Genomic DNA, 24,133 nt, shown 5'->3' on the forward strand with positions numbered 1-24,133 from the left:
TAGCCTGACAATCAAAATAAAGGATTACTTTTGCACTTCCAAAAAAACAGATATGCAATCAATAAGAAATATAGCAATTATCGCCCACGTTGACCACGGAAAAACTACCCTTGTTGACAAGATCATTGATCAGGCAAAAATACTTGATGATAGAAAGGTTCGTACAGACCTTCTATTAGATAATAATGACCTTGAAAGGGAAAGAGGAATTACCATTCTTTCAAAAAACGTTTCAGTGAACTACAAAGGTGTTAAGATCAATGTGATCGATACGCCTGGTCACGCGGATTTTGGTGGAGAAGTAGAGCGGGTTTTGAAAATGGCTGATGGTGTGTTACTTTTAGTAGATGCTTTTGAAGGACCAATGCCACAGACAAGATTTGTATTGAGCAAGGCGCTTGAGCTAGGTTTGATGCCAATTGTTGTTGTGAATAAAGTTGACAAACAGAACTGTACACCTGATTTGGTTCAAGAAAAAGTTTTTGATCTTATGTTTGCGCTTGATGCCACAGAGGAACAATTAGAATTTAATACAATATATGGTTCAGCAAAAAATGGCTGGATGAATACTGACTGGAAAGAAGAAACGGATAATATTATTCCTTTACTGGACGCTATTATTGAAAATATTCCTGAAGCACCTTATAGAGAAGGTACTCCTCAAATGCAAATTACTTCATTAGACTTTTCGTCCTTTACAGGAAGAATTGCTATCGGACGTGTATTTAGAGGCGATCTTGTAGAAGGAAAGGACTATATGCTTTGTAAAGCAAATGGCGTTTCAAAAAAGGTTAGAATTAAAGAATTACACACATTTGAAGGACTTGGAAGGGCGAAGACTGATAAAGTAAGAAGTGGAGACATTTGTGCCATTACCGGTCTTGAAGGATTTGAAATTGGTGATACTATTGCCGACCTTGAAAACCCGGAAGCATTGCCAAGGATTGAGGTTGATAAGCCTACCATGAGTATGCTCTTTACCATTAATAACTCTCCATTCTTTGGAAAGGAAGGTAAATTTGTTACCTCTCGTCACCTAAGAGACAGACTTTTTAAGGAAACAGAAAAGAACCTTGCATTAAGAGTTGAGGAAACTGATACTGAAGATAAATTTATCGTTTTTGGGAGAGGTATTTTACATTTATCGGTTCTTATTGAAACCATGAGAAGAGAAGGCTATGAGCTTCAGGTTGGTAGACCAAAGGTTATTTTTAAAGATATTGACGGCGTTAAAAGTGAACCTTTTGAAACGCTCGTAATTGATGTGCCAGAGGCATTATCGAGTAAGGCTGTTAATTTAGTGACGATTAGAAAAGGAGATCTCCACGTTATGGAACCAAAAGGAGATTTACAACATCTTGAATTTGATATTCCTTCAAGAGGATTAATAGGTTTGAGAAATAAAATTTTAACTGCAACTCAGGGTGAGGCGATTATCAATCACAGATTAAGAGGTTATGATGCTTTTAAAGGTGAGTTTAGTGAAGTTGCCAATGGTGCCATCGTTGCATCTGAACCTGGTAAAGCTACGGCATATGCTATTGACAGACTTCAAGACAGAGGTAAGTTCTTCATAGATGCAAATGATGAGATTTACAAAGGTCAGGTAGTTGGTGAGAACAGCAGACAAGAAGATATGGGTGTGAACCTTATAAAAGGAAAAAAATTGACCAACGTTAGAAAATCTGGAACTGATGAAGCTTCCAAGATATTTCCTAAAGTTGATTTTTCTTTAGAAGAATGTATGGAATATATCAGGGATGATGAATATCTTGAAGTTACACCGTTAAACCTAAGAATGAGAAAAATAGCATTCAAATAAATTAACAAATTTATGGCCCTTCAATAAGAGGTTATTTAATTGTTAAAAAGTGAATCGTTTTTTTCTAAAAAAGTTTAAAATTGTAAATTGCTCAGCAAAAATGATGAGAATGAAATTGAAATATTTGTTCATATTGATCTTAGGGATTGGTATTTTTTCGTGTAGTGACGATGATGATTCAAATGTAGATGATCATGACCCGGTAGCACAAGCTATAATAGATGATGAAATCTTAATCGAATTTTTGAAGACACACTATTATACTCCAGAGAAAGAAATTGATACGATTTTGAATGGAGAGACTCCGTTATATGATATCGTAACAACAGATCAAATGGAGTATAATGAGATTGATTATAAGATGTATTACTTTATTGATCAGCAAGGAGTAGGGCAGCAATCTACCAGAAATGATTCTGTGCAGATTTTGTATCGAGGTTTTTTGTTAGACAGCCTTATGTTTGATCAGAATTTGAGTTATACTGCTACAAAATCATGGTTTTACTTACCTCAAACCATACCTGGGTTTAGATATGGTGCCAGTTATTATAAAGAAGGAGAAAAGGTTATATATCCAGATGAATCTTTTGGTTATGAGAATACTGGAAATGGCGTATTTTTTATGCCTTCCGGATTAGCTTATGCTAATATTGGAACAGTTAGTATTCCACCAAACAGCCCGATTTATTACTTTTTTGATTTGGGTAAGGTGGTTGAGGCCGACGGGGATGGAGATTTGGTTTCAAACAATGATGAGGATGTAGATGGAGATGGTGACGTTTATAACGATGATACCGATGGAGATCTAATTCCTGATTTTCAGGACATTGATGATGATGGTGATGGCGTTGTTACCCTGTTGGAGGATACTGATGGTGATGGTGATCCACGAAATGATGATTTTGATGGCGACGGTATTCCGAATTATTTAGATTCAGATAGTTAAACTATAAAAACAAAGGTTGTGATTTTATCACAACCTTTTTTATTTAGCAATAATTGTACTGAGCTCCTTTATAACCAGATCGACTTCTTTTTTAGTATTGAATCTGCTAAAAGAAAACCTTACAGAAGTGTGTTTGGCTTCATTTTCGTTCAGAATAGCTGCAAGGACGTGTGAACCTTTACTGCTTCCACTTTGACAAGCGCTGCCACCTGAGGTAGCAATTCCTTTTAAATCAAGATTGAACAACAACATGGGTTTGTCAATAGGAAACCTAACGCTTAGAATGTGGGGTGCACTTCTGTCGATATCTGCTGAAAGGCCGTTGAAAGATACTTCAGGTATTTCACGAACTATGCTATTGATAAAATATTCTTTTAATTCTAAAAGTTTCGCTTTATCCTCTTCAAAATGATCCATTGCCAAGGATAAGGCCATGTTTAATCCTGCTATGCTATGCGTATTCTCAGTTCCAGCTCTTGACCCCATTTCTTGCTCTCCACCATGAAGAATAGGTTTAATGATATGACCCTTTTTTACAACAGCAAATCCGACACCTTTCGGCCCGTGAAATTTATGGGCACTGGCAGCTATAAAATCAATAGGTGTTTCTTTTAGATCTAAATTGACATGTCCGATTCCTTGAACCGTATCAGAATGAAAGTAGGCTCCCGCTGCTTTACAAATTTTGCACACACGATCGATATCCAATATATTTCCCAATTCGTTATTGACTTGCATTAAACTGACCAAAGTTTTGGTATTTGAGCTTTTCAGCTTGGTTTCAAGCTCCTCATAACTAATTTCTCCTTCACTGTCAATTGATAAGAATTCTTTCTCAATGCCAAAATCTTTATGTAGCATATCTATGGTATGCAAAACCGCATGATGCTCAATGGAAGAACTTATAATACGTTTTACCCCTAAATTTTTTACAGCATTATACAGAATCAAATTATCAGCCTCACTTCCTCCGGCCGTAAAAATTACTTCAGACGCCTGACAATTTAAATATTTCGCAATGTTTTTTCTGGCTGTTTCTACAACGGCTTTCGCCTTTCTACCAAAATCATGTGTTGAAGATGGGTTTCCAAAGTTATTTTGTAAATGGTCAATCATTGACTTGATAACCTTTGGATCAAGTGGTGTAGTCGCTGCGTTGTCAAAATATATTTTTTGCATGTGACAAAAGTAATTATTTTCTTAGTTCTAATGTTTTATAATGAAGACAAATCCTTTACTTTTGCAGTTGAAGAAGTGTTTTAATCAGTTTAAGCAAATTGAATCATTTAAGATGAAGAAAGTACTATTGTTATTGATAATGTTTTTAGGTTTTTCCTGCGATGATGGAGATTTGGATATCTCTAGCTTCGAATTTGAGGATGAGGTGAATCTTTGTGGAACAAAGGATTATACACTTTATAGGTTGAGTACAAATGAACAGAGAGAGGCCTTGATTGTAACCCTTACAGATCAGCAAATCAGAAAGGATGAAGACATTGTTTTACCGGTTAACGTGACCGCTAGCGGTGCTTATACAGTAACGTATCGATTGTTCGATGACCAGTTGACAGATGATTATTTTTGTGCATCTGTCCCACCGGTAGAACCTACTGTACTTAAAGATTGGAGAGGCGTTTCAGGAACAATATTCGTAGAAAATCAGCCCATATATGACACTGACGGGGAAACTATTACTGGTTGGAGGCATTATATAGTCTTAATTGATGTGGTATTGGAGGTAGATGACCAAGAGCTTAAACTTGATGAGACCTTTGTATATGGAACGCTTGATACGGGTCCTGCATAATAAGTTTTGTTATTTTTTGTTTTGGTAAATGATAACTTCAGTTGCCCCCTGACCATATTCAGTATAGGAAGCATCATGAAAGTCAACTTGATACTTCTTGAATAAACTTTTTAATTCACTTTTTAGCACGCCAGCCCCACGTCCATGAATAAAAATAATCTTTGGATGCTTCTTAGAAATTGCGATTTCAAGCTCTTTCTGAGCTACTTTTAGCTGTAATGAGAGCTTGTCAAAGTTGGTCATTCCGATTTCATTTTCAATAAGTTCGTGAATGTGTAAATCGACTTCCTTGATGAAATTCCCTTTTTTTACCTTGAATTGTGCCTTGGGTTGTACGCTTTTAATAGTCATGTCTTGTGGAGAGGAATGACTGATTAATTTGTCCCAGTCCTTATTGATAATGAGTTCATTGGGCTTATAAGTATATTCAAAGCCATCTTCACAAACAATAGTGATCAACTGGAATTCTATCTTAGTGATGACTCCAGTTAATGTATCGCTGATTACCCCAACGTGGTCACCGATTTTGAATTTGTTATTGGCTTTCATGAGAACAAATATATATTGAAAATTATTGTAATTTTAATTCCTTGATCAATTAAATCAATTCATGGGTTTTATTTCATTTTTGGAAGATAATATGCTGTCATGCCAATGGAAAAGTATGGGCATGGAATGTATGGGATGTGGCTTTCAAAGATCAGTTATTTTCTTATTGAAAGGAGATTTTACAAATGCATTTCTAAGTTATCCGGCAATTTATTCTCTTATTTTGTTAATCACCATGCTGGGTTTGCATTTGAAATTTAATTTTTCTCAAGGGCACAAAATTTTACAATGGCTTTTTATCTTTAATTTGATCATCATCATTGGCAACTATATTTTAAAATTAATCTAATCTCAATTTATGTATAAAGAAAAATTACCTTATTCGCAGAGCGCCTTAATTCTTGGCATTTTTTCAATAGTAACCGCTTGTTGTTGCTGGGGAATAATCGGTATTATTTTAGGAATTATTGGACTTAATAATGCCAACAAAGCAATTCGAATTCACAATGATGATCCTCATAGTTTTGACGGTATCAATAATGCGCAAACAGGTAGAACAACAGCGATAATTGGAATTGTTGTTGGGGTTGTATCAATGCTTTGGCATATTTATATTTTAACAACTGGTGAATATCAAGTATTGTTTGAAGAGTTTAATAATATGTCTGATGAATATTAACATATTGTAAGCAACTCCATCAAAAGCATGATAGTCAATTGATTATAATCGTTAATAAAACGACTTAATAATTGCTAAAAAATTGATTGGAGCTTTGTTTTCAAGTCAAATATTTCTCTATTTTTACGCTATGATAATAAATGATTCGAATAGGCACAAAGGCTTAAGAAACCAACTGGTTAGTACTATCAGAAATAAAGGAATTAAGGATAAAGCAGTTCTTGATGCCATTTCTAAAGTGCCCAGGCATTTATTTATGGATTCAGGCTTTGTTGATTTTGCTTATCAGGATAAACCATTTCCAATTGGAGCAGATCAAACGATCTCTCAACCTTATACTGTAGCTTTTCAAACTGAATTGTTAGAAGTTCAACCAGGACAAAAAATTCTTGAAATTGGGACTGGTTCGGGGTATCAGACAGCAGTACTTATTGAATTAAAGGCTGAAGTTTATAGTATAGAGCGACAAAAGGAATTATACACTAAGGCAAAGAAATTTTTACCTAAGGTAGGCTATGTACCCAAAAAATTGGAATTCGGTGATGGTTATTTAGGAATGCCTGAATACGCTCCTTTCGATAGTATAATTGTAACTGCAGGAGCGCCATATTTGCCTAAAGCACTATTAGGACAGCTGAATATAGGAGGAAAGCTGGTTATTCCGATAGGAGATAACGTACAAGTGATGACCGTATTTACAAGAACCTCAGAAAAGAAGTTTGAAAAATTAGAATATGGAGATTTCAGATTTGTTCCATTGTTAAAAGAAAAGAATTAATTCCTGCTTAATTTGTTTATGGAAACTACACAATTGAATAGCCCTCTTGTTCAAGTTCAATGGTTAGCACAAAATGTAAAGAATAAGAATGTAGTCGTTCTCGATGCAACGCTTCCGAAGGCAGTGGTTGGCGATAGCGATGGAGGAGTTTCAACTCATCGTATTCCGGGAGCTCGATTCTTTGACATAAAAAATACTTTTAGTATCACTACCGCAGCCTTTCCTAACACAAGAATTGATGGAGCTTCTTTCAATGAAAAGGCTAGATTACTTGGAATTAACAAAGACAGCGTGATTATAGTTTATGATGATCACGGTATTTATTCAAGCGCCAGAGCCTGGTGGATGTTTAAGGCCATGGGGCATCATCAGGTAGCGGTCTTAGATGGTGGCCTAAAATCGTGGTTAGAAGCGGGGTATAACACTGAGGAAAAAACAGAAATCAGGATTGAAAAAGGAAATTTTGAAGGTATTTATAAAAAGGCATTTTTTAAAGATTCTCAAGATGTTTTGGCTATTCTTGACGATGAATTGGAGGTTGTTGTTGACGCCAGGGCGTCCGATCGCTTTGAAGGCCTGGTTGAAGAACCCAGAGAAGGTCTAAGGAGTGGTCATATTCCTAATGCCGTGAATCTACCTTATACCGATTTGTTGAAAAATGGAAAGATGCATGAATTAACGGAGATTCAAAATAAAATTAAGGATAAATTTTCTAAAGATAAAAATATTACTTTTTCATGTGGCTCTGGCATTACAGCTTGTGTGCTAGCTCTAGGAGCGGAATTAGCAGGGTTCAAAAACCTTTCAATCTATGATGGCTCATGGACAGAATGGGGGAGTATCGATACATTACCTATAGAAACAGGCAAGTAAGATTAAATCGCTTTTAAGCTCAAATCCATATTGCTAACAGAGTGGGTGAGTGCTCCTGAAGAGATATAATCAACTCCGCAGTCAGCATATTTTCTAGCAGTTTGGAGGGTTATTCCACCTGAAGACTCCGATTCACATTGACCCGCAATCATTTGTACCGCTTTTTCAGTGGTCTCATAATCAAAATTGTCAATGAGAATTCTATGGATACCCTGATGATCAAGAATCTGTTGGATCTCATCTAAACTTCGGGCTTCAACAATTATTTTAAGATCTAATTTATTTTTTTCTAAGTAGTCTTTTGTTTTTTTTATCGCCATATCAATACCTCCGGCAAAATCAATATGATTGTCTTTGAGCATGATCATGTCGTACAGGGCAAACCTATGGTTAACACCGCCTCCAATCTTAACAGCCCATTTTTCGATCGCTCGAATTCCAGGTGTTGTTTTTCTGGTGTCAAGAATTTTGGTTTGCGTACCTTTTAGTTCATTCACAAATTTATTTGTCTTGGTTGCTATGGCGCTCATACGCTGCATGGCATTTAATACCAGTCTTTCTGCTTTTAAAATGGATTGGGAATTCCCAGTGACAAAAAACACAATATCTCCAATGCTTACCAAATCTCCATCTGCTATAAAAGTTTCTACTTGCAACTCAGGATCAACTTCATTAAAGATCATTTTTGCAAATTCAACGCCTGCGATAATACCATTTTCTTTAACCAATAATTTGGCTTTACCTTTTGCATCCTTAGGAATACATGCAAGGGAACTATGATCACCATCGCCAACATCTTCACGAATTGCGTTTTTTATAATACCCTCAAGTTCTTTAGCAAATTGACTTTTACTGATCATTATATTGTGATTAAGAAGTACAAAAATAAGTCTTTATATTTACCGAAACAATCACTTCTATGAAAATCAAATTACTGGCCATTGGAAAAACTGATGATAAAAATCTTCAATTATTAATTTCTTCTTATCAAGCCAGACTCAAACATTATATCAAATTTGAATTGGAGCTGATTCCGGATTTAAAGAATGTAAAAAATCTTTCTGAATCAGAGCAGAAAGAGAAAGAAGGGGAATTAATTCTTAAAAAAGTAAATCCAGCGGATCAACTCATTCTCCTTGATGAAAAAGGAGTCATGCACACTTCAAGGGAGTTTTCAAATTTCATGCAAAAGAAAATGAATTCAGGAATCAAACAAATGGTTTTGGTTATTGGTGGTCCTTATGGCTTTTCAAATGCAGTGTATCAAAAAGCCCAGGGGAAAGTTTCGTTATCCAAAATGACTTTTTCACACCAGATGATCAGATTGTTTGTCGTAGAACAAATTTATCGTGCATTTACCATCCTTAAAAATGAGCCTTATCATCATGAATAATAATTTGACTTTTAGATGATGCTTGATAAGTTGCAAGAACTCATCATTCATTTTTGAATAATTTAGATAATCATCTTAGCTTGGTTATTTGATTGTCAGCAGGACAATTCTTAATGTTTTGTTTTATAAAGGTCAATATTTTTGATTATTTTTACTTAGGTCACATTCATTCTAAAACGCCATAAAACATATGTCAATTGCTGCTGATAATTTAATTAAAAGACTTCTTAGAATAAGTTTATTTTCATGTCTTGTTGTCCAACTTTATGCCTGTCAGGAAGAGGTGAAAGAGGAGGTAGATACGCAACGAAACCAATTTCAAAGAAACATTACACATTCTATACCAGATTCATTGTTAATAGGGAGTAGTTATTTATCCGTTTACTCTCAGGTTTACAATGAAACTGAGCATAAAACGTACAACTTGACGGCTACTGTAAGTATTAGGAATGTGAACAAGAGCGACACGATTTATATCGATAATGCAGAATATTTTAACACAAGGGGGCATGCTATACGAAAATATTTCAAAAAAACCCTGTACCTAGCGCCTATGGAAACTGTTGAAATTGTTATCGCTGAAAAAGACAAGGAAGGGGGGACAGGTGCCAATTTTCATTTTGATTGGAGGATGAAACCTTCGTCTAATGAACCCTTATTTGAAGCTGTTATGATTTCATCCTTTGGGCAAGGGCTTTCATTTACTACGCAGGGTAAAAGAATAAAAACAGGTAGATGATAGGAATGAAGGATACCATAGAGATCAAGAATTATATATTTTTTGACATCCTCGCTTCATAGATTTGACGCTGCTTTCTAATCGAAATACAATCAGAGAATTATCTTTCCGTATATTTAGAGAAATAAGTTGATGCAATTTTAAAATGATAAGACCATGAAAATAGTAAACGTAACAGTCGCAGGAGGAGGAACTCTTGGGTCCCAAATAGCATGGCAGACGGCTTTTAATGGGTTTAATGTAGTTGTCTACGATGCATTCGAAAAAGGAATAGAGAGAAGTAAAAAGTTTCACCAGAGTTTTGCAGATTTGTTTTTAGCGACACGAGGCGCCTCTCAAGAAGAAATAAAAGCTACTTTCAATAGGTTAAACTACACTACAGACTTAGCTGAAGCTACAAAAGATGCTGATATTATAAGCGAATCTGTACCTGAAAGCATAGAAATAAAACGGAATTTTTATGAGGAGCTTGCCAAAGTCGCTCCTGAAAAGACGATTTTTACAACGAACTCATCCACTACTTTGCCCAGTGATTATGCAGCGTTTACCGGGCGTCCGGAAAAGTTTTTAGCGCTGCACTTTGCCAACGGTATTTGGGATGCCAATGTGGGTGAAGTTATGGGGCACGAGGGAACGGATCCTGAAATATTTGATCGTGTATTGGAGTTTGCTAAAGAAATTGGCATGGTACCAATACCAATTAAAAAAGAACAAAATGGATATGTATTGAATTCTTTATTGGTCCCATTGCTGGATGCTGCAGCTGACTTATTGTTTAGAGGTGTGTCTGATGCAGAAAGCATAGATAAAACTTGGATGATAAGTACAGGAGCAAAAGCAGGGCCGTTTGGAATAATGGATGCCGTTGGAATGGAAACGATGTATAATATTGGTATGCTATGGGGTGAAAAACTAGGGGATCAAGATAAAATTGACAGATCGAATTGGATCAAAACTAATTTTATAGATAAAGGTAAAATGGGACTGAGTAGTGGCGAAGGGTTTTACAAGTATCCTAATCCCAAATATTTAGATGTTAATTTTTTAAAGTAATATAATTCATATCATAAGTGTTATTGTACAAAAGTTTAAGTTTAGAATAAATGAATTGGTTTAAAATAATTTATGAAAAGTAATAATTCTAGAGAAAAATGGATTCAGGCTGGTTATTTCCTTTTTGCTGAAAATGGCCCTAGTAATTTGTCCATACAAAAACTTGCTGCAATTGCTTCGCTTCCAAGAACGAATTTCTATTATCACTTCAAAGATAAAGATGAATTGATTGACAATTTGATTGAAGTACACTGCACTATCACAGAAGAATACTTGAAAGTGATAAGGGAAGAAATAAAATATTTTTTACCTGACTTACATATTATTAGCATGCGATATCCGACAAGTCTTAAGTTCTTTAGACAATTTTTTTTGAATAGACATATATCAAAATATAATGACCTTTATATAAGTCTAAATAGAATGGCAAATCCAATACTAATTCCAAAAATGCTTAGTTATTATGATTCAAGTATTAGTTACGATATAGCAGAGCCTTTATGGATGACTGTTTTAGATACTTGGTATTCAAGGTTGGATGTTGACAACTTAAGTGTTGAACACTTATGCGAGAAAACAGAAACTATCATGAAAACAGTATTCGATTTTTCAAACAGATAAACTTTTATTTATTTTATATAATTGATATTTAATTAGTTACACAATATTGCACAGGTGTGTCTAAAACATATTGTTTAATTTATTTTAATTTTGGTTAAACAAAATAAACAAAATGAAATTAATTAAACCATTATTCATCTTCTTAGCTTTTTCAATTATTTGTATGAACCTTTATGCACAAGAGCAAGAAGTTGAAGATTTACAAGAAGATTTAGCCAAAGAATTAGCAAACCCTTTAGCAAATTTAATCACTGTACCCATTCAAAACAACCTGAATATAAATCAAGGTTTTGATAATGATAAAAATGTAAACGTATTAAACTTTCAGCCTATTATCCCTTTCGCTAATGGTAAATTTATAACGCGAACCATTATCCCCGTTGTTTCTATACCCTCTGATTTATTTCCGTCTTCACCCTCATCATCAGGGGTAGGCGATGTTGTTCTTACTGGTTTTTTTGTTCCTAAAAGTAAAGGGCTTATGTGGGGATTTGGACCTGTACTAGAATTCCCAACCGGAGGAAGCACTAGGGGAAGTGAAAAATGGAGTGCAGGACCTTCATTGGTTGCTCTAACTCAAAAAGGAGATTGGACCTTAGGAGCTGTATGGAATCATACATGGTCATTTGCTGGAGAAAGCGAAAGAGCAGATGTAAACCGTATGTTATTAAACATATTCCTTGTGAAACAATTAGGAGGTGGTTGGTATCTTAATTCTGTACCAATTATTACAGCAAATTGGGAAGCTTCAAAAGGCAACCAATGGACTGTGCCTGTTGGTCTAGGCGCTGGTAGATTACTTATGCTAGGAGGTAAATTCCCTTTAAATGTTCAAACAGGCTTATACAACAATGTGGTTAGACCAGACTATGGCGCTGAATGGCAATGGCGTTTTCAAGTACAATTTATATTACCAAAAAGTATGTTTGGTTTTTAAGATTAATAAAGATTTTCTATTTTTAAATTTAAGTAATATGAAAAAAATATTCAATATTATTCCCATATTGACACTATTAATAATGGTATCATGTGGCCAAAACAAAAAACAAGAAACACCAACAAAACAAAGTGAAAGCCTAAAAGAGTTGGCTTATGATGCATTTGTTTATGCCTATCCTATGCTGGAGCAATTGAAAGCTATGGATCAGATGTTTAAATATATGGGATCAAAACCCAATGTGTTAGACATGAATTCCAAGTACCCTATGGAAAACATTAACCAGCCCATTGTTGCCACCAACCTTACCTCTATGACAGGTGGTGGTTTTATAGATATTTCTGGAGGCCCTGTTACTCTTGAAATTCCAGAAATAAAAGATCGCTATGTTGTATACCAATTTATTGATGTTTTTACACACAACTTCTTTTACTTAGGTACTCGTGCCAATAATGGAGATGCTGGGAGGTTTACTTTTTACAACGAAGGACAAGAGTTACCAACTCACTTAAATAGCAAACCTGTATTAGTAGAAGGAGATCATTTTGTACTGGTTTGTCGTATTGACATCAAAGATCGCTCAGAACTGGAACATGTTGTAGCACTGCAAAATGCCATCAAAATTATTGATGCTCCAAAAGAATTAAGGACGTATCCAAACTATGATAAGGAAAAAGCATATTCTCCTTCATTTGTTGAATACGTCAATTCCCTGTTAACCGAAGTGCCTAGTTCAGAAAAAGAACTTTTTAAAAAGTGGGAGGCAATTGGCGTTATGGCGGATGTTAATTTAAATGAAGCTCAACTAAAAGAAGTACAGGCTGGTATCGACTCTGCTTACGCAGCCATTACTAACGAATCTAAAAATCTAGAAATAGGTAATGGTTATTTTTCTGCGACTGAGGTTTTTGGAACGCGTGAATTTTTAAACGGGAACTATATGGCAAGAGCTGCAGGTGCCTTTTTTGGTTTGTATGGAAATTCTAAAGAAGAAGCAAACTATTTTATGCTAAATACTGAAGGTGAAGGGAAAATTAGCTTTAGTAAAGAAGAATTACCTCCATTAACAAATATTGGTTTTTGGTCTATAACTATACATGATGAAAACATAATGGTGAAGAAAAACGAATACGATTCTTATGTTTTAACAACCGATAAAATGCAATTTGAGGAAGACGGATCATTAGTTTTGAGTATATCATCTCAACCAGAAGAAGGGAATTGGTTGTACACGCCAGGGGGGAAAATGGTGATTCTTATAAGAGCTTATCAAGCAGATCCAGATAAAATTGGAAGTTATATTCCTCCAGCTTTCGTGCAAAATAAATAATCACAACACTAGAATACGATAACAATGAAGAACCTAACAAAAACAATCAGTGCATTATGCCTGGTACTTGTATTGGCAAGTTGTGGAAACACAGAAAAAAAAGAAAAACAACAAAAAGTTGATGAGCTTACAAACGTAGTGCTTACCGAAGCACAAATTGAAAACATCGTAAAGCGCAGTTACCAGTATGTTGCATTATATAATCTAATCAACAAATTTGCGATATCGCAAGGTGGCTGGAACACAATAAATGCAGATACTAAACTAAAGGATCATACTATGACGGATCTTGCACGTCCGAATAACGACTCTTTTTACACTGTTATTATGTTAGATTTAAGAAATGAACCTTTTGTTGTTAATCTACCTGCATTTGATTCAAAATATGTTTCACTAATGGTGGTTGCATATGATCACTATGTAAACGTACCAAAATCAACAACTCAAGGAGATTTTCAAAAAAATGAAAAGATTTTATTTTATAGTGATCACACCCTAAACTACAATGGTGATGCTATAGAAGGTGTAGATGACATATTTAAAGCTGATGGTGATTTTATCGCTGTTGTCTTTAGAGTTATGCCACACGCTGTAGAACCCCTCAGGTTTAAACACAATACAGCTAAAATTCAAGAGATTGGATTCAAGGGTTTATCAGAATTTAAGGGTGAAACACCTAAAGAACGCGATGCAATAACTTTTCCGCAAGTTGGTAAAATAGACTTAGATATTTTTGAAAATAATTTTGTAGAAGTGATGCAATTTGTAACCAACCATTTATCTTTTGATAAAAGCATTGAAATGGACCAAGAGTTTTTGGCTAGTATGAAGTTATTAGGTATTGTACCCGGTAAAGTTTATAATGTAGAAACGGCAATCAGCATTGATGGTAATAAGTTTAGAGCCGCAGCTGATAAAGTGCGTTTGGAAAATTTAGCCAAAACTTCTCAGGCAGCTGATAAAGAATTGGCGCATAAAATATTTCTCCCTAAAGGTGAAACAGATTTAAGCGCTCTATTACCTGTTTCTATAGCAGGCCCAATTGGTTTGCCGATGCGAGAAGCTTATTACCCACCTGTTATTACTAAGGATGGATCTTCAATGAACGGTTTGAACAACTATATCATAAAAATGACAAAAGAACAACTCCCTCCTGCCAATGCCTTTTGGTCATTGACTTTATATGATAAAACCCATGGGTTTTTTATCCCTAATGAATACAAAAAATACAGTGTGGGTGAAAATGGTGGCATGAAACTCAATAAAGAAGGTGGTATAGAAATATATATATCCCCTGAAAAACCAGAAGGAGTCCCTTTTGAAAACTGGTTGCCTTCACAAAAAACAGATGAAGAGATAACTGTTCTTTTAAGGATATATGGACCACAGTTAGATAAAATAGATACTTGGAATGCTCCTTTTGCTGAGAAGCTTTAAAACTAATTTTTAAGAATAAGCATGGAAATAAATTTCATATGAAAAATATATTTTTAATGGTCTTTCTTTCACTGGTGGCAATGGCTTGCACAGAAAAAAGCGATAAACCCGCTAGCAGCAATAATGAGGCCTTGTTAAAGGAAAAGAAACAGGGTGAGATCGTGCTTAACAGAAGAATCATTCCTGTATCACAATTGGTTAGTAAAGAAATGCAAGAAAGTCTTCGTTCAATAAAGCCTCCAGCGTATGAATCTATGCAAGCCTTCCCTCAAACCAACGAGGAATGGGTAACTTTTATTGAAGCTAAAGATAAGGTGACCATTGAAAACGCTCATAAGTTGGCTGAAATGCTATCTATAACCGTGGAGAAGAAAGAGATTAACGGCACAGTAGTTAGATACATTTCGCCTCCAAAAATTGCAGATAAATACACAAATAGTTATTTTATTAACATCCATGGAGGAGCCTTTATTTTGAATGGTGGTGATGCCTCGTATACTGAAGCGATGCTTATAGCAAGTAGTTTACAAATACCTGTTATTTCCATTGATTATCACATGCCACCAGAACATCCTTATCCTACCGGATTAAATGATGCTGTGGCTGCTTATAAAGGTATATTAGAAAAACACCCAAATCACAACTTATTTTTAGGCGGAACTTCTGCAGGTGGAAATATTACAATGGTTACAACGCTGAAATTAATAGAAGAAGGTGTTGAGCTACCTAAAGCTCTTTTCCTTGGCACTCCTGTAACCGTTCTAAATAAAAAAGGAGATTCGTTTTATACCAACGAGAACCTAGATAGAGTTTTAGGAACATGGGATGGATTTCTTGCAGCATCTTTTAAATTATATGCCAATGGTGTTGATTTAGAAAGCCCTTATCTTTCTCCTCTTAATGCTAATCTTTCTGGGTTTCCTCCTTCTATTTTAGTTACCGGTACACGCGACATACTATTAAGTTCAACGGTAATGACTCACCTTAAATTACGAGATGCAGGCTCCACCTCAGACCTTATGGTCATTGAAGGACAATCTCATGGTGACTATATGCTAGCTGCTAAAAGTCCTGAGTCAAAATCGGTATATAGGGAGCTTGATAAATTTCTAACACAGTACATAAATAATGAAATTGAATAAAAACTGCTGATTAAAACAAGGCACTAAAAACAATAATACTAACTAAAAACAATTTAACTATGAATTTATTATTTGAATCATTTGATCTAATTACATTTCTTGTCGGTCTAGGAGTCTTAGCCGCTTTAATGCTTTTAAATGAGTTTGCCAGAAGGTATAAGTACGTCGCATTAACCCTTTTTATAGTGATTCCTATTATCTTTACCATTTTTGTCTGGCCTAAAACGGCTGTTGCTGGATCGAGTGTTGGGTCTTGGTTTCATTGGGCCAAATTGTATTCTGTCCTAGCCGCGGCATTATCTTGTTTGGCAATAAGTTATTGGAAGAAAGCCGCTGCTAATAAGTATGTTTTGATGCTTCCTGCAATTATTTTGGCGATTAATATTGCGGAGGCGGTCTTGCGAGATTTTGAAGTCTATAGTATTCATGGTATGGACCATGGGATGCTGCTCAATGGAGGTCCATGGAATATCATGAACGGAATCGCTGGTATCTTAAATATCATTGCTATTTCTGGTTGGATGGGTATTTTTGCAAGTAAAGGAAAAACCAAAGACGTTATCTGGCCAGATCAGATCTGGGTATGGGTTATAGCTTATGATTTATGGAATTTCGCATATACTTATAATTGTGTTCCTGATCATTCTTGGTACGCAGGTTTACTGTTACTTTTAGCCAGTGTTATTCCTTTCCTTATCATCAAAAAAGGAGCTTGGTTTCAACACAGAGCTTTCACCTTGGCCTTTTGGATGATGTTTGTAATGAGTTATCCTGCATTTGTTGATACCTCAGCTTATGCGGTTAAATCAACCAATAATGACACCATGCTTTTTATAGTTAGTTTTATCGCATTGTTAGCCAATGTAATTTTGATAGGTTATCACGTTTATCGTATCATTAAGAAGAAAATTAATCCGTTAAAATCAGAAGTATATAGTGATACGGAGGCATACAAGACTGTTATAGCTGAAAATAGTTAATATATTTAATTTTAAGGGGTGTCAGGTGGAATATGAGAACTAATATTTTACCTGATGCTTTTTTTTATATAGAATGACTATGATTACATTTAGCTTGTATTATGAATCTATAATCCATTATGATCAAGCTTTGATGTATCGTGGATGAAGATAATTTTGAAACGCTAGACTAATTATAACTCATAATTAAATTGTAATTTTAAGCGAACTAAATGCAAATAAACCAAACCTCTCTATGATTGAGCTTGTTTCAACCTTTATTTTTCTCTTTGCAGTTATTGATCCGATAGGATCTGTTCCGGTATTTATTGCTGTTACAGATGGTTTAAGCGAAAAAGAAAAAAGAACCACTGCCTTTAAAGCAGTACTTGTTTCATACGGAGTGCTGCAATTTTTTATCATTGCAGGAGAACTCATTCTTGATGCGATTGAAGTACCACTGCCGGCTTTTCAAATTGCCGGTGGAATCGTACTATTTCTTTTTGCCCTTACCATGATTTTTGGCGATAGTAAGCCAGATGAGGAGATCAAATCAGTTAAAGACCCTAACGAAATAGCAATATATCCTATGGCAATGCCCTCGATAGCCAGTCCTGGGGCCATGCTTGCGGTTGTATTATTGACAAAGAATGCTGAGTACAGCATATTTGAACAGGTACAATCAAGTCTTGTAATGGTCGTCGTGTTGGCAATTGTTTTAATTCTATTATTACTCTCCACAAAAGTTCACAAATTAATTGGATCGGCAGGAGCCAGTATTATCAGTAGGGTGATGGGTTTGATTTTGACAGCAGTAGCAGCAGATAATATTATTATGGGTATCAAAGAATCTTTTGGTTTGATGATGTAATAAGTTGATTTGTAATATTTTAAAATGAATAATTGAAAGTAAAACTTCTAATAATATATTAATGAAAAATGCTTTAGTAGATCAACTAAGATTTGTTTTATTAGCTGTTTTAGTGATTTCTTCTTATTGGAATATGAGTGCTCAAAGTACTGATTCCTTAGACATCTCAATTGATTCAGTTTATACTGCGCAGGACAGTGCAAAGATCGTATCGTTTAATAATCCACTGGAAACGACTAATAGATCTAGTCCCCGGGCTGTATTGATGAACTTCATGGAAAACATGAATAGTTCTTACACTTTTTTGATGGATGCAAACGAAAGGAACCTTGAAATTCCGGGATACTTTATTGCTGATGAGGTGAAGGAGGATGTGAAGAAGGCTGAATTCTTTTTTGAAAGGGCGACCTATTGCATGGATCTTAGAAAATTTCCGCCATCATTACAGAAAGATTTGGGTTATGGCAGAGCCATTATGCTCAAAGAGGTCTTAGACAAGATTAATCTGCCTGATTTTGAGGAAGTTCCAGATTATCAAGATGTTGAAATAGATTTGGAAACCAAAAAAAATCCCAAATTATATTCATGGAAAATTCCAAATACTGAAATCATCTTGGTTAAAGTAGAGGAAGGCATACTTCAGGGAGAATATATGTTTTCGGCTGAAACAGTTGAAAAACTGCCAAAATTTTATGATCAGGTGAAGAACCTCCCTTATAAAACGGACCGTGAGGTTACGGAAGGTTTTTATGATTTTTACATCAGTACGCCTGGATTGCTCATGCCACCCAGATGGAGCGAATACTTGCCGGAATGGTCAACCAAAATGTATTATTATCAAACCATTTGGCAATGGCTCGCCATGTTGATTTCTGTTCTTGTCGCATTTGTAGTGATTAGAATTCTGAATAGAATTTTGATTTTAGAAAGTGAGAAGGTTTCCTTGTTGATTCGAAAATGGAGTAAAGCCATATTTTACGCATGTTTGATTGTTATTACAGTTTTTTTGAACAAGTTTCTAAATGAACAGATCAATATAACAGGTACGACCTTGGTTGTAACAAAGTTGTTTCTGGAATCAATATTCTGGTTCTTTGTATCCTTACTTACTTATAACGTTATTCAGGCTGTTGCAGAAGTGATCATTAACGCTCCTAAAGTAGCGAAGATAGGTATTGAGGCGACCTATACAAGAGCAACTTTTATGGTTGGCGCCATATTTATATCCGTTTTTATAATAGTTATAGGCTTGTCCCAGATTGGTGTTTCAATTGTACCGTTGCTTACGGGTGTTGGGATAGGAGGTTTGGCTATCGCTTTGGCGGCGCGGTCAACCTTAGAAAATGTAATAGGAAGTTTTACCATATTTGCCGATAAACCTTATCGTGTAAATGATAGGGTAAATGTTCTCAATTATAATGGTACCATTGAATCCATTGGAATCAGGTCAACACAAATAAGATTGCTTACGGGACCCTTGGTTTCTATTCCAAATGAGAAAATGGCATCAGTTGAGATTGAAAATATTCAAGCCAGGCCATTTATTAGAAGAGATTTTGACATCAGAATGAAACATGGCTCGCCTTATGAAGAGGTTGAGAAAATTGTTGGGATGATACGAGATATATTATCAGTGCCTGAAGGTGAAAAAAATCATCCGAACCAAGCGATAAATAACGCTGATTATCCACCTCGCGTATTTTTTAATAATATTAGTGCTGATGCCTTTAATATCTCTGTATTATACTGGCACTTCCCACCAAATCATTGGGAATTTATGGAGCATGCTGAGGGTGTAAATATTAAAATTATTCGACAATTAAATGAAGCAGGTATCGAATTTGCGTTCCCTACGCAAATGTTACATTTAGATGATGTAAATAATAAAACTATTGATCTTGATGACGATAAAATCGATCAAAAAGAAAATAATAATTGATACTTCGTATATTTTAAACCTATTATAAGTAAATGACAGGGTTTTTTGCAATTTTAGATGATATCGCGGTTTTAATGGATGACGTAGCTGTAATGGCGAAAGTAGCCACCAAAAAAACGGCTGGTGTACTGGGTGATGATTTGGCTGTTGGGGCCGAAAAGGCATCTAGTTTCAGAGCATCAAGAGAGTTGCCTGTACTTTGGGCCATTACAAAAGGTTCATTTATCAACAAGCTGCTTATTTTGCCTTTTGCGTTTTTGTTAACCGCCTATGCGCCTCAATTGATCACACCCATATTACTAATTGGCGGTGTATACCTGAGTTTTGAGGGCGTAGAAAAAATCGTTCACACTTTTTTTCATAAAAAACTAGAAGAAGAAGACAATGTTCAAACCTTAACTGAAGACGAATTGCTTGTCGTTGAAAAGGCGAAGATTAAATCTACCATTATAACTGATTTTATTTTATCCTTGGAAATCATTATGATTGCCTTAGGAACGGTAACAGGCAAACCTATAATGGAGCAAATAATGGTGGTATCTATTGTTGCAATTATTGCTACTATTGGAGTCTATGGCATCGTTGCTTTGATGGTCCGCATGGACGATATGGGTATGAAATTTATACAGATGGCAAGAGGCAAAAGCCAGTTTGTAAAGTCTTCTTTAGTTATTATGGGAAAAGGCCTGGTATATTCTCTCCCAAAATTGATACAATTGCTAGCTGTTGTTGGAACCATAGCTATGTTGCTTGTTGGAGGCGGTTTATTTGTTCACAATATTCAGGAAATTCATGATATGTTACACGCCTTACCAATTATCATTGCTGAATTGTTAATGGGGTTGATCGTGGGGTTTGTAGCTTTTGCTTTGGTTAAAGCTTTTAAGAAGATTAAGATCATGTTGGTCGGTGCATAGAGCTTTTAAGGTACAGCCTTGTTAAAAATATAGCCACATAGGAGTTTAAAAGTAAATGACCATAGATTTTAAATATATTTATTCAATGAAATCTCAACCTGAAAAGAATTATAAAGAAATTAATAGAGCATCCTGGAACAATAGGGTAGATGCTCATATCAACTCTGAATTTTATGATATGAAAGGTTTTCTATCAGGAAAATCGTCGTTGAATTCTATTGAAATTGGATTCTTGGGAGACATAAAGGGCAAGCGTATCTTACATCTTCAATGCCATTTCGGGCAAGACACGATTTCAATGGCCAGAGAAGGTGCAATTGTAACAGGCGTAGACTTGTCAGATAAAGCTATTGAAAAGGCTAAAGAAATTGCAGAAAAATGCAAGGTTGATGCAACCTTTATTTGCTGTGATATTTTCGATTTGCCCAACCATTTAGAGGAGCAGTTTGATATTGTTTACACAAGTTATGGAGTGATTGGTTGGCTACCTGATCTGGATAAATGGGCGAGAATAGTTTCCCGATTTTTAAAGCCAGATGGTCATTTTGTATTTGTGGAGTTTCACCCGGTAGTCTGGATGTTTGACGATGATTTTGAAAAAATTGAATATAATTATTTTAACGCCGGAGCCATGGTTGAAACTGAAGATGGAACTTATGCTGACAGAGAGGCTCAGATAAGCCAAGAATGCATCGTTTGGAATCACAGTCTTAGTGACATAATACATAACCTTATTAAAAACGGGCTACGCATAGATTTACTTAAAGAATACGATTATTCACCGTACAATTGTTTTAAACACACCATTGAATTTGAGCCTAAAAAATATAGGATAAAGCATTTGGAAAATAAAATTCCTATGGTATTTGCCATTAAGGCGTTAAAGGCACAGTAATAGTCAGCAGCTATTGGAACAGGAAATAGTAATAAACTCAAGCGCTTGCGCGTGTAGTGATGACTATCGAGGTGATGAGAGTTCTTCAATGCCTCAAGAAACCTCTTTTAGAACCTCTTTTTGCAGTTGAACCATGTATGTTGCCACCTCCCCACTTTAAACCGCTCTTTCTTTGGCTGAAAGTTGGGTAGCTCTCCACGCTGTTTTTTTTAGTTTGTTTGGAAGCATCACTATGGGCGAATTCTTTATCATGTGATTGGTAGTTCTTTTGCTTATTCAATTTTTTTTTTCGATCAAAATAGTCAACGATAAAGAGTGGAAGTGCTACGATCGATAATAGTCCAATCCCAAGCGGGAGAGACCAGTGAATAAAATTAAGTTCAAATTTGAGACCAATATAACTGATTATTACTAGGAAAGCGCCGAGGTAAGCTGATATGTATATCGCTTTTTTCATTGTTAACAAACCACTTAAAGCTTAAAATTACAAAATACGCTCTTTCAATCCAATAAAATCGACTGATTTAATCCCAAAACTTTACAACCCTTTGTATCATCCAAAAAGCTGCAATTGAACCTATTGCGTAGGCAGGGACCTTTTTTACATAAGCTGGCCATTGCTTTTTGAGGTTTAGAATTTGAAGCAGCAGCAAGACAACAACCACAAACATGATTTGTCCTAATTCAACTCCTACATTGAAGAAAGCTAAGGCCAAAGGAATATCTTGTTGTGGGAGTCCAATTTCAGATAAGGCACCTGCAAAACCAAAGCCATGGAGCAGGCCAAAACTAAAGGCAACAATCCAGGGTTTACGACTTGTTAAGGTTTGTTTCCCTTCCATATTATGTACTAATTCTACGGCCAGAAAAACAATACTTAGAGCTATAACAGCTTCAACCGGTGCTCCAGGAAAACTCACGTAACCCAATGCCGCAAGACTTAATGTAATACTATGCGCCACCGTAAAGGCTGTAATTGTTTTTATTATTTTCCATTTGCCCTGCGTAATTAAAATGAGTGCCAGTACAAATAATAAATGATCAATGCCTAATAGAATATGTTCTATTCCCAGTATGGTATACGTCTTGATCACATCATATGAACTGGTTTGGCCAGGTATGATTTGTGAATCCTTGTCGGCTTGTAGCATGAAGCTTGCTTTTTCACCGTTTAGATAAGATATCGTTACCAAAACATCAATTAGGGTCTTATTTAGACCTTGAATAGAAAGCATCTGACCTCTCAGAGGCTCTGTTGAACTAATACTGTAGTAGTAAATAACTGATCCGGGAATCTGATTTGGATTCTTAAGGGTTTCAATAGTAAAGGATTTCGGAAAAACGGGTTGAATCCTGGGCACTGCATCCCCCATACTAGGAACCTTCCAAAATACTTCATAACTTGTTTCTGAAACCTGTATGATTTGTAAATAAGCCGGCCTTATTTCATGTGCCTTGACCAAGGAAGGTGTCAAAATCAAAAACATTATAACCAGAAAGAAAGACTTCAGTTTTATTTTGTGATCCAGTTTATCCATCAATATTGTTTACTTCATTATTTTTAAGAAATTCAATAAAACTATCATCGAACTTATCAGGATTCAAATCATATTCTATATTGTAATTTTTACGAAATTCTTCAAAAATCATTTCATTCATCTTTTTCTGGTTTTCGTATTCAAGATCACGAAGTACATCAGCCTGTATATCATTAAAAGGGATTGGTGCTGACTCTTTTTTGTCAGCGATAAAAACGAGGTGGTAACCAAATCCCGATTGGATAGGGCCTGTCCATTGGTTAACTTCGATTTTTTCAAGTTCATCAGTAAAATTTAATCCTAACTGACGATTCAACTCACTTTCATCTACTGACTTAAAATAAAAAGGGAATGGCATCTTATCACCTAAATTTTCGGCCATTTTTGGGTCCTGCTGCGAAATACTTTGCAGCATGTTTTTGGCTTCTGCTTTAGGATTATTATGATAGTCAAGACTATAAATTATTTGATATAATTCGTATGAATTTTGGCTCATATAAGATTCGATATTATCTTTATAAAAAGCCAGTATTTCATCATCATTAGGCTCGTTTAAACTCGCAATGTCACTGGATAGAAATTGCATTTTTTGCGACAAGCGTCTTTTAATTATTTCATCATTATGATCAAGATTCATCTTAAGTGCCTCTTGATAAAAAATTTCTTGTTTGATGTTTTGAAGTATCAAACTCTTTAATTCTTCATCAGTTGGTAACCGCTTCCATTGCATTTCCCAACTTGCAATGATATTGTCAACATCAAAATCATTGATCACAATAGTTTCTTCATTAGTCTGATCATTTGAAACGATTCCATAGATAATGAACAAGCCAATGCCCATCAATAAAAAATGAAACAAGGGTTCTTTCAATAATTTTTTCATATTGATCTAAAAATTTGATGACTTA

The 24,133-nt window shown here is 35.3% G+C and carries 26 protein-coding genes; 20 read left to right on the plus strand and 6 right to left on the minus strand.

The window, feature by feature from the left end:
- Positions 1-52 precede the first annotated feature (52 nt).
- Both typA and QWY87_RS14110 read left to right on the plus strand, forming a co-directional pair.
- Complete coding sequence (gene typA, locus QWY87_RS14105; RefSeq protein WP_290292357.1) at positions 53-1,822, plus strand: translational GTPase TypA; 1,770 nt, start codon at positions 53-55, stop codon at positions 1,820-1,822.
- Positions 1,823-1,931: 109 nt separating this feature from the next.
- Entirely contained in the window at positions 1,932-2,768 is an 837-nt protein-coding gene (locus QWY87_RS14110) for an FKBP-type peptidyl-prolyl cis-trans isomerase (protein ID WP_290292359.1), read from the plus strand.
- Between the two features lie 39 nt (positions 2,769-2,807).
- Here the strand turns inward: QWY87_RS14110 and QWY87_RS14115 are convergent, their stop codons facing one another.
- On the minus strand, positions 2,808-3,947 hold the full coding sequence (locus QWY87_RS14115) for a cysteine desulfurase family protein (protein WP_290292362.1): 1,140 nt from the start codon (positions 3,945-3,947) through the stop codon (positions 2,808-2,810).
- Positions 3,948-4,059: 112 nt separating this feature from the next.
- On the opposite strand from QWY87_RS14115, the gene QWY87_RS14120 reads away from it, so the two are divergent.
- Complete coding sequence (locus QWY87_RS14120) at positions 4,060-4,575, plus strand: hypothetical protein (RefSeq protein WP_290292363.1); 516 nt, start codon at positions 4,060-4,062, stop codon at positions 4,573-4,575.
- A gap of 9 nt (positions 4,576-4,584) precedes the next feature.
- On the opposite strand, the gene QWY87_RS14125 is transcribed toward QWY87_RS14120, so the two are convergent.
- Positions 4,585-5,124, minus strand: a complete 540-nt coding sequence (locus tag QWY87_RS14125) for a Smr/MutS family protein (protein ID WP_290292364.1) — start codon at positions 5,122-5,124, stop codon at positions 4,585-4,587.
- A 61-nt stretch (positions 5,125-5,185) separates the two neighbouring features.
- Here QWY87_RS14125 and QWY87_RS14130 point away from each other — a divergent pair, with 61 nt between their 5' ends.
- From QWY87_RS14130 to QWY87_RS14145, 4 genes are all read left to right on the plus strand, one after another.
- Positions 5,186-5,473 (plus strand): DUF2752 domain-containing protein, encoded by a 288-nt coding sequence (locus QWY87_RS14130; protein ID WP_290292366.1) that lies wholly within the window; start codon positions 5,186-5,188, stop codon positions 5,471-5,473.
- Positions 5,474-5,482: 9 nt separating this feature from the next.
- A complete protein-coding gene (locus tag QWY87_RS14135) occupies positions 5,483-5,803 on the plus strand; it encodes a CCC motif membrane protein (RefSeq protein WP_290292367.1) in 321 nt (106 codons plus the stop codon).
- Positions 5,804-5,933: 130 nt separating this feature from the next.
- Positions 5,934-6,581: a protein-L-isoaspartate(D-aspartate) O-methyltransferase gene (locus QWY87_RS14140; protein WP_435389557.1), complete on the plus strand. Its 648-nt coding sequence runs from the start codon at positions 5,934-5,936 to the stop codon at positions 6,579-6,581.
- Between the two features lie 18 nt (positions 6,582-6,599).
- Complete coding sequence (locus tag QWY87_RS14145) at positions 6,600-7,454, plus strand: sulfurtransferase (RefSeq protein ID WP_290292368.1); 855 nt, start codon at positions 6,600-6,602, stop codon at positions 7,452-7,454.
- A gap of 2 nt (positions 7,455-7,456) precedes the next feature.
- Here the strand turns inward: QWY87_RS14145 and nadC are convergent, their stop codons facing one another.
- Positions 7,457-8,314, minus strand: coding sequence for a carboxylating nicotinate-nucleotide diphosphorylase (gene nadC, locus QWY87_RS14150; protein ID WP_290292369.1), 858 nt, complete (start codon positions 8,312-8,314; stop codon positions 7,457-7,459).
- 59 nt (positions 8,315-8,373) lie between these two features.
- Here nadC and rlmH point away from each other — a divergent pair, with 59 nt between their 5' ends.
- From rlmH to QWY87_RS14215, 13 genes are all read left to right on the plus strand, one after another.
- A complete protein-coding gene (gene rlmH / locus QWY87_RS14155) occupies positions 8,374-8,847 on the plus strand; it encodes a 23S rRNA (pseudouridine(1915)-N(3))-methyltransferase RlmH (RefSeq protein WP_290292370.1) in 474 nt (157 codons plus the stop codon).
- 190 nt (positions 8,848-9,037) lie between these two features.
- The gene (locus QWY87_RS14160; RefSeq protein WP_290292372.1) at positions 9,038-9,586 is read left to right on the plus strand and encodes a DUF3124 domain-containing protein; all 549 of its coding nucleotides are present in this window, start codon (positions 9,038-9,040) and stop codon (positions 9,584-9,586) included.
- Between the two features lie 156 nt (positions 9,587-9,742).
- Positions 9,743-10,639, plus strand: coding sequence for a 3-hydroxyacyl-CoA dehydrogenase (locus tag QWY87_RS14165; RefSeq protein ID WP_290292373.1), 897 nt, complete (start codon positions 9,743-9,745; stop codon positions 10,637-10,639).
- 72 nt (positions 10,640-10,711) lie between these two features.
- Entirely contained in the window at positions 10,712-11,260 is a 549-nt protein-coding gene (locus QWY87_RS14170; protein ID WP_290292375.1) for a TetR/AcrR family transcriptional regulator, read from the plus strand.
- Between the two features lie 112 nt (positions 11,261-11,372).
- A complete protein-coding gene (locus QWY87_RS14175) occupies positions 11,373-12,197 on the plus strand; it encodes a hypothetical protein (protein WP_290292378.1) in 825 nt (274 codons plus the stop codon).
- 37 nt (positions 12,198-12,234) lie between these two features.
- Positions 12,235-13,527, plus strand: coding sequence for a DUF1254 domain-containing protein (locus tag QWY87_RS14180; RefSeq protein WP_290292381.1), 1,293 nt, complete (start codon positions 12,235-12,237; stop codon positions 13,525-13,527).
- A 24-nt stretch (positions 13,528-13,551) separates the two neighbouring features.
- Complete coding sequence (locus QWY87_RS14185) at positions 13,552-14,964, plus strand: DUF1214 domain-containing protein (protein WP_290292384.1); 1,413 nt, start codon at positions 13,552-13,554, stop codon at positions 14,962-14,964.
- A 38-nt stretch (positions 14,965-15,002) separates the two neighbouring features.
- The gene (locus QWY87_RS14190; RefSeq protein ID WP_290292386.1) at positions 15,003-16,106 is read left to right on the plus strand and encodes an alpha/beta hydrolase; all 1,104 of its coding nucleotides are present in this window, start codon (positions 15,003-15,005) and stop codon (positions 16,104-16,106) included.
- A 59-nt stretch (positions 16,107-16,165) separates the two neighbouring features.
- Positions 16,166-17,086 carry a DUF5692 family protein gene (locus QWY87_RS14195; protein ID WP_290292390.1) on the plus strand — a complete coding sequence of 307 codons (921 nt, stop codon included), beginning with the start codon at positions 16,166-16,168 and terminating at the stop codon, positions 17,084-17,086.
- Between the two features lie 235 nt (positions 17,087-17,321).
- Positions 17,322-17,936: a MarC family protein gene (locus tag QWY87_RS14200; protein ID WP_290292392.1), complete on the plus strand. Its 615-nt coding sequence runs from the start codon at positions 17,322-17,324 to the stop codon at positions 17,934-17,936.
- Between the two features lie 61 nt (positions 17,937-17,997).
- Positions 17,998-19,875: a mechanosensitive ion channel family protein gene (locus tag QWY87_RS14205; RefSeq protein WP_290292396.1), complete on the plus strand. Its 1,878-nt coding sequence runs from the start codon at positions 17,998-18,000 to the stop codon at positions 19,873-19,875.
- 32 nt (positions 19,876-19,907) lie between these two features.
- Positions 19,908-20,792 (plus strand): DUF808 domain-containing protein, encoded by an 885-nt coding sequence (locus QWY87_RS14210; RefSeq protein ID WP_290292399.1) that lies wholly within the window; start codon positions 19,908-19,910, stop codon positions 20,790-20,792.
- Positions 20,793-20,877: 85 nt separating this feature from the next.
- Positions 20,878-21,687: a class I SAM-dependent methyltransferase gene (locus QWY87_RS14215; RefSeq protein WP_290292401.1), complete on the plus strand. Its 810-nt coding sequence runs from the start codon at positions 20,878-20,880 to the stop codon at positions 21,685-21,687.
- 85 nt (positions 21,688-21,772) lie between these two features.
- Here the strand turns inward: QWY87_RS14215 and QWY87_RS14220 are convergent, their stop codons facing one another.
- From QWY87_RS14220 to QWY87_RS14230, 3 genes are all read right to left on the minus strand, one after another.
- Complete coding sequence (locus tag QWY87_RS14220) at positions 21,773-22,144, minus strand: hypothetical protein (protein WP_290292404.1); 372 nt, start codon at positions 22,142-22,144, stop codon at positions 21,773-21,775.
- A gap of 67 nt (positions 22,145-22,211) precedes the next feature.
- Positions 22,212-23,225 (minus strand): HupE/UreJ family protein, encoded by a 1,014-nt coding sequence (locus QWY87_RS14225; RefSeq protein ID WP_290292406.1) that lies wholly within the window; start codon positions 23,223-23,225, stop codon positions 22,212-22,214.
- Complete coding sequence (locus QWY87_RS14230; RefSeq protein WP_290292408.1) at positions 23,218-24,108, minus strand: peptidyl-prolyl cis-trans isomerase; 891 nt, start codon at positions 24,106-24,108, stop codon at positions 23,218-23,220. Before QWY87_RS14230 ends, QWY87_RS14225 begins: the two co-directional genes overlap by 8 nt.
- Between the last annotated feature and the right edge of the window lie 25 nt (positions 24,109-24,133).

This window comes from Lutimonas halocynthiae (assembly GCF_030409835.1).
Lineage (GTDB): Bacteria > Bacteroidota > Bacteroidia > Flavobacteriales > Flavobacteriaceae > Lutimonas > Lutimonas halocynthiae.

Coding starts and splice junctions, on each gene's coding strand:
- QWY87_RS14230 (WP_290292408.1), bottom strand. CDS start 24,108: ATGAAAAAATTATTGAAAGAACCCTTGTTTCATTTTTTATTGATGGGC.
- QWY87_RS14175 (WP_290292378.1), top strand. CDS start 11,373: ATGAAATTAATTAAACCATTATTCATCTTCTTAGCTTTTTCAATTATT.
- QWY87_RS14165 (WP_290292373.1), top strand. CDS start 9,743: ATGAAAATAGTAAACGTAACAGTCGCAGGAGGAGGAACTCTTGGGTCC.
- QWY87_RS14110 (WP_290292359.1), top strand. CDS start 1,932: ATGAAATTGAAATATTTGTTCATATTGATCTTAGGGATTGGTATTTTT.
- QWY87_RS14145 (WP_290292368.1), top strand. CDS start 6,600: ATGGAAACTACACAATTGAATAGCCCTCTTGTTCAAGTTCAATGGTTA.
- QWY87_RS14130 (WP_290292366.1), top strand. CDS start 5,186: ATGGGTTTTATTTCATTTTTGGAAGATAATATGCTGTCATGCCAATGG.
- QWY87_RS14115 (WP_290292362.1), bottom strand. CDS start 3,947: ATGCAAAAAATATATTTTGACAACGCAGCGACTACACCACTTGATCCA.
- QWY87_RS14160 (WP_290292372.1), top strand. CDS start 9,038: ATGTCAATTGCTGCTGATAATTTAATTAAAAGACTTCTTAGAATAAGT.
- QWY87_RS14220 (WP_290292404.1), bottom strand. CDS start 22,144: ATGAAAAAAGCGATATACATATCAGCTTACCTCGGCGCTTTCCTAGTA.
- QWY87_RS14180 (WP_290292381.1), top strand. CDS start 12,235: ATGAAAAAAATATTCAATATTATTCCCATATTGACACTATTAATAATG.
- QWY87_RS14135 (WP_290292367.1), top strand. CDS start 5,483: ATGTATAAAGAAAAATTACCTTATTCGCAGAGCGCCTTAATTCTTGGC.
- QWY87_RS14210 (WP_290292399.1), top strand. CDS start 19,908: ATGACAGGGTTTTTTGCAATTTTAGATGATATCGCGGTTTTAATGGAT.
- QWY87_RS14205 (WP_290292396.1), top strand. CDS start 17,998: ATGAAAAATGCTTTAGTAGATCAACTAAGATTTGTTTTATTAGCTGTT.
- nadC (WP_290292369.1), bottom strand. CDS start 8,314: ATGATCAGTAAAAGTCAATTTGCTAAAGAACTTGAGGGTATTATAAAA.
- rlmH (WP_290292370.1), top strand. CDS start 8,374: ATGAAAATCAAATTACTGGCCATTGGAAAAACTGATGATAAAAATCTT.
- QWY87_RS14170 (WP_290292375.1), top strand. CDS start 10,712: ATGAAAAGTAATAATTCTAGAGAAAAATGGATTCAGGCTGGTTATTTC.
- QWY87_RS14125 (WP_290292364.1), bottom strand. CDS start 5,124: ATGAAAGCCAATAACAAATTCAAAATCGGTGACCACGTTGGGGTAATC.
- QWY87_RS14140 (WP_435389557.1), top strand. CDS start 5,934: ATGATAATAAATGATTCGAATAGGCACAAAGGCTTAAGAAACCAACTG.
- QWY87_RS14225 (WP_290292406.1), bottom strand. CDS start 23,225: ATGGATAAACTGGATCACAAAATAAAACTGAAGTCTTTCTTTCTGGTT.
- QWY87_RS14120 (WP_290292363.1), top strand. CDS start 4,060: ATGAAGAAAGTACTATTGTTATTGATAATGTTTTTAGGTTTTTCCTGC.
- QWY87_RS14215 (WP_290292401.1), top strand. CDS start 20,878: ATGAAATCTCAACCTGAAAAGAATTATAAAGAAATTAATAGAGCATCC.
- typA (WP_290292357.1), top strand. CDS start 53: ATGCAATCAATAAGAAATATAGCAATTATCGCCCACGTTGACCACGGA.
- QWY87_RS14190 (WP_290292386.1), top strand. CDS start 15,003: ATGAAAAATATATTTTTAATGGTCTTTCTTTCACTGGTGGCAATGGCT.
- QWY87_RS14200 (WP_290292392.1), top strand. CDS start 17,322: ATGATTGAGCTTGTTTCAACCTTTATTTTTCTCTTTGCAGTTATTGAT.
- QWY87_RS14185 (WP_290292384.1), top strand. CDS start 13,552: ATGAAGAACCTAACAAAAACAATCAGTGCATTATGCCTGGTACTTGTA.
- QWY87_RS14195 (WP_290292390.1), top strand. CDS start 16,166: ATGAATTTATTATTTGAATCATTTGATCTAATTACATTTCTTGTCGGT.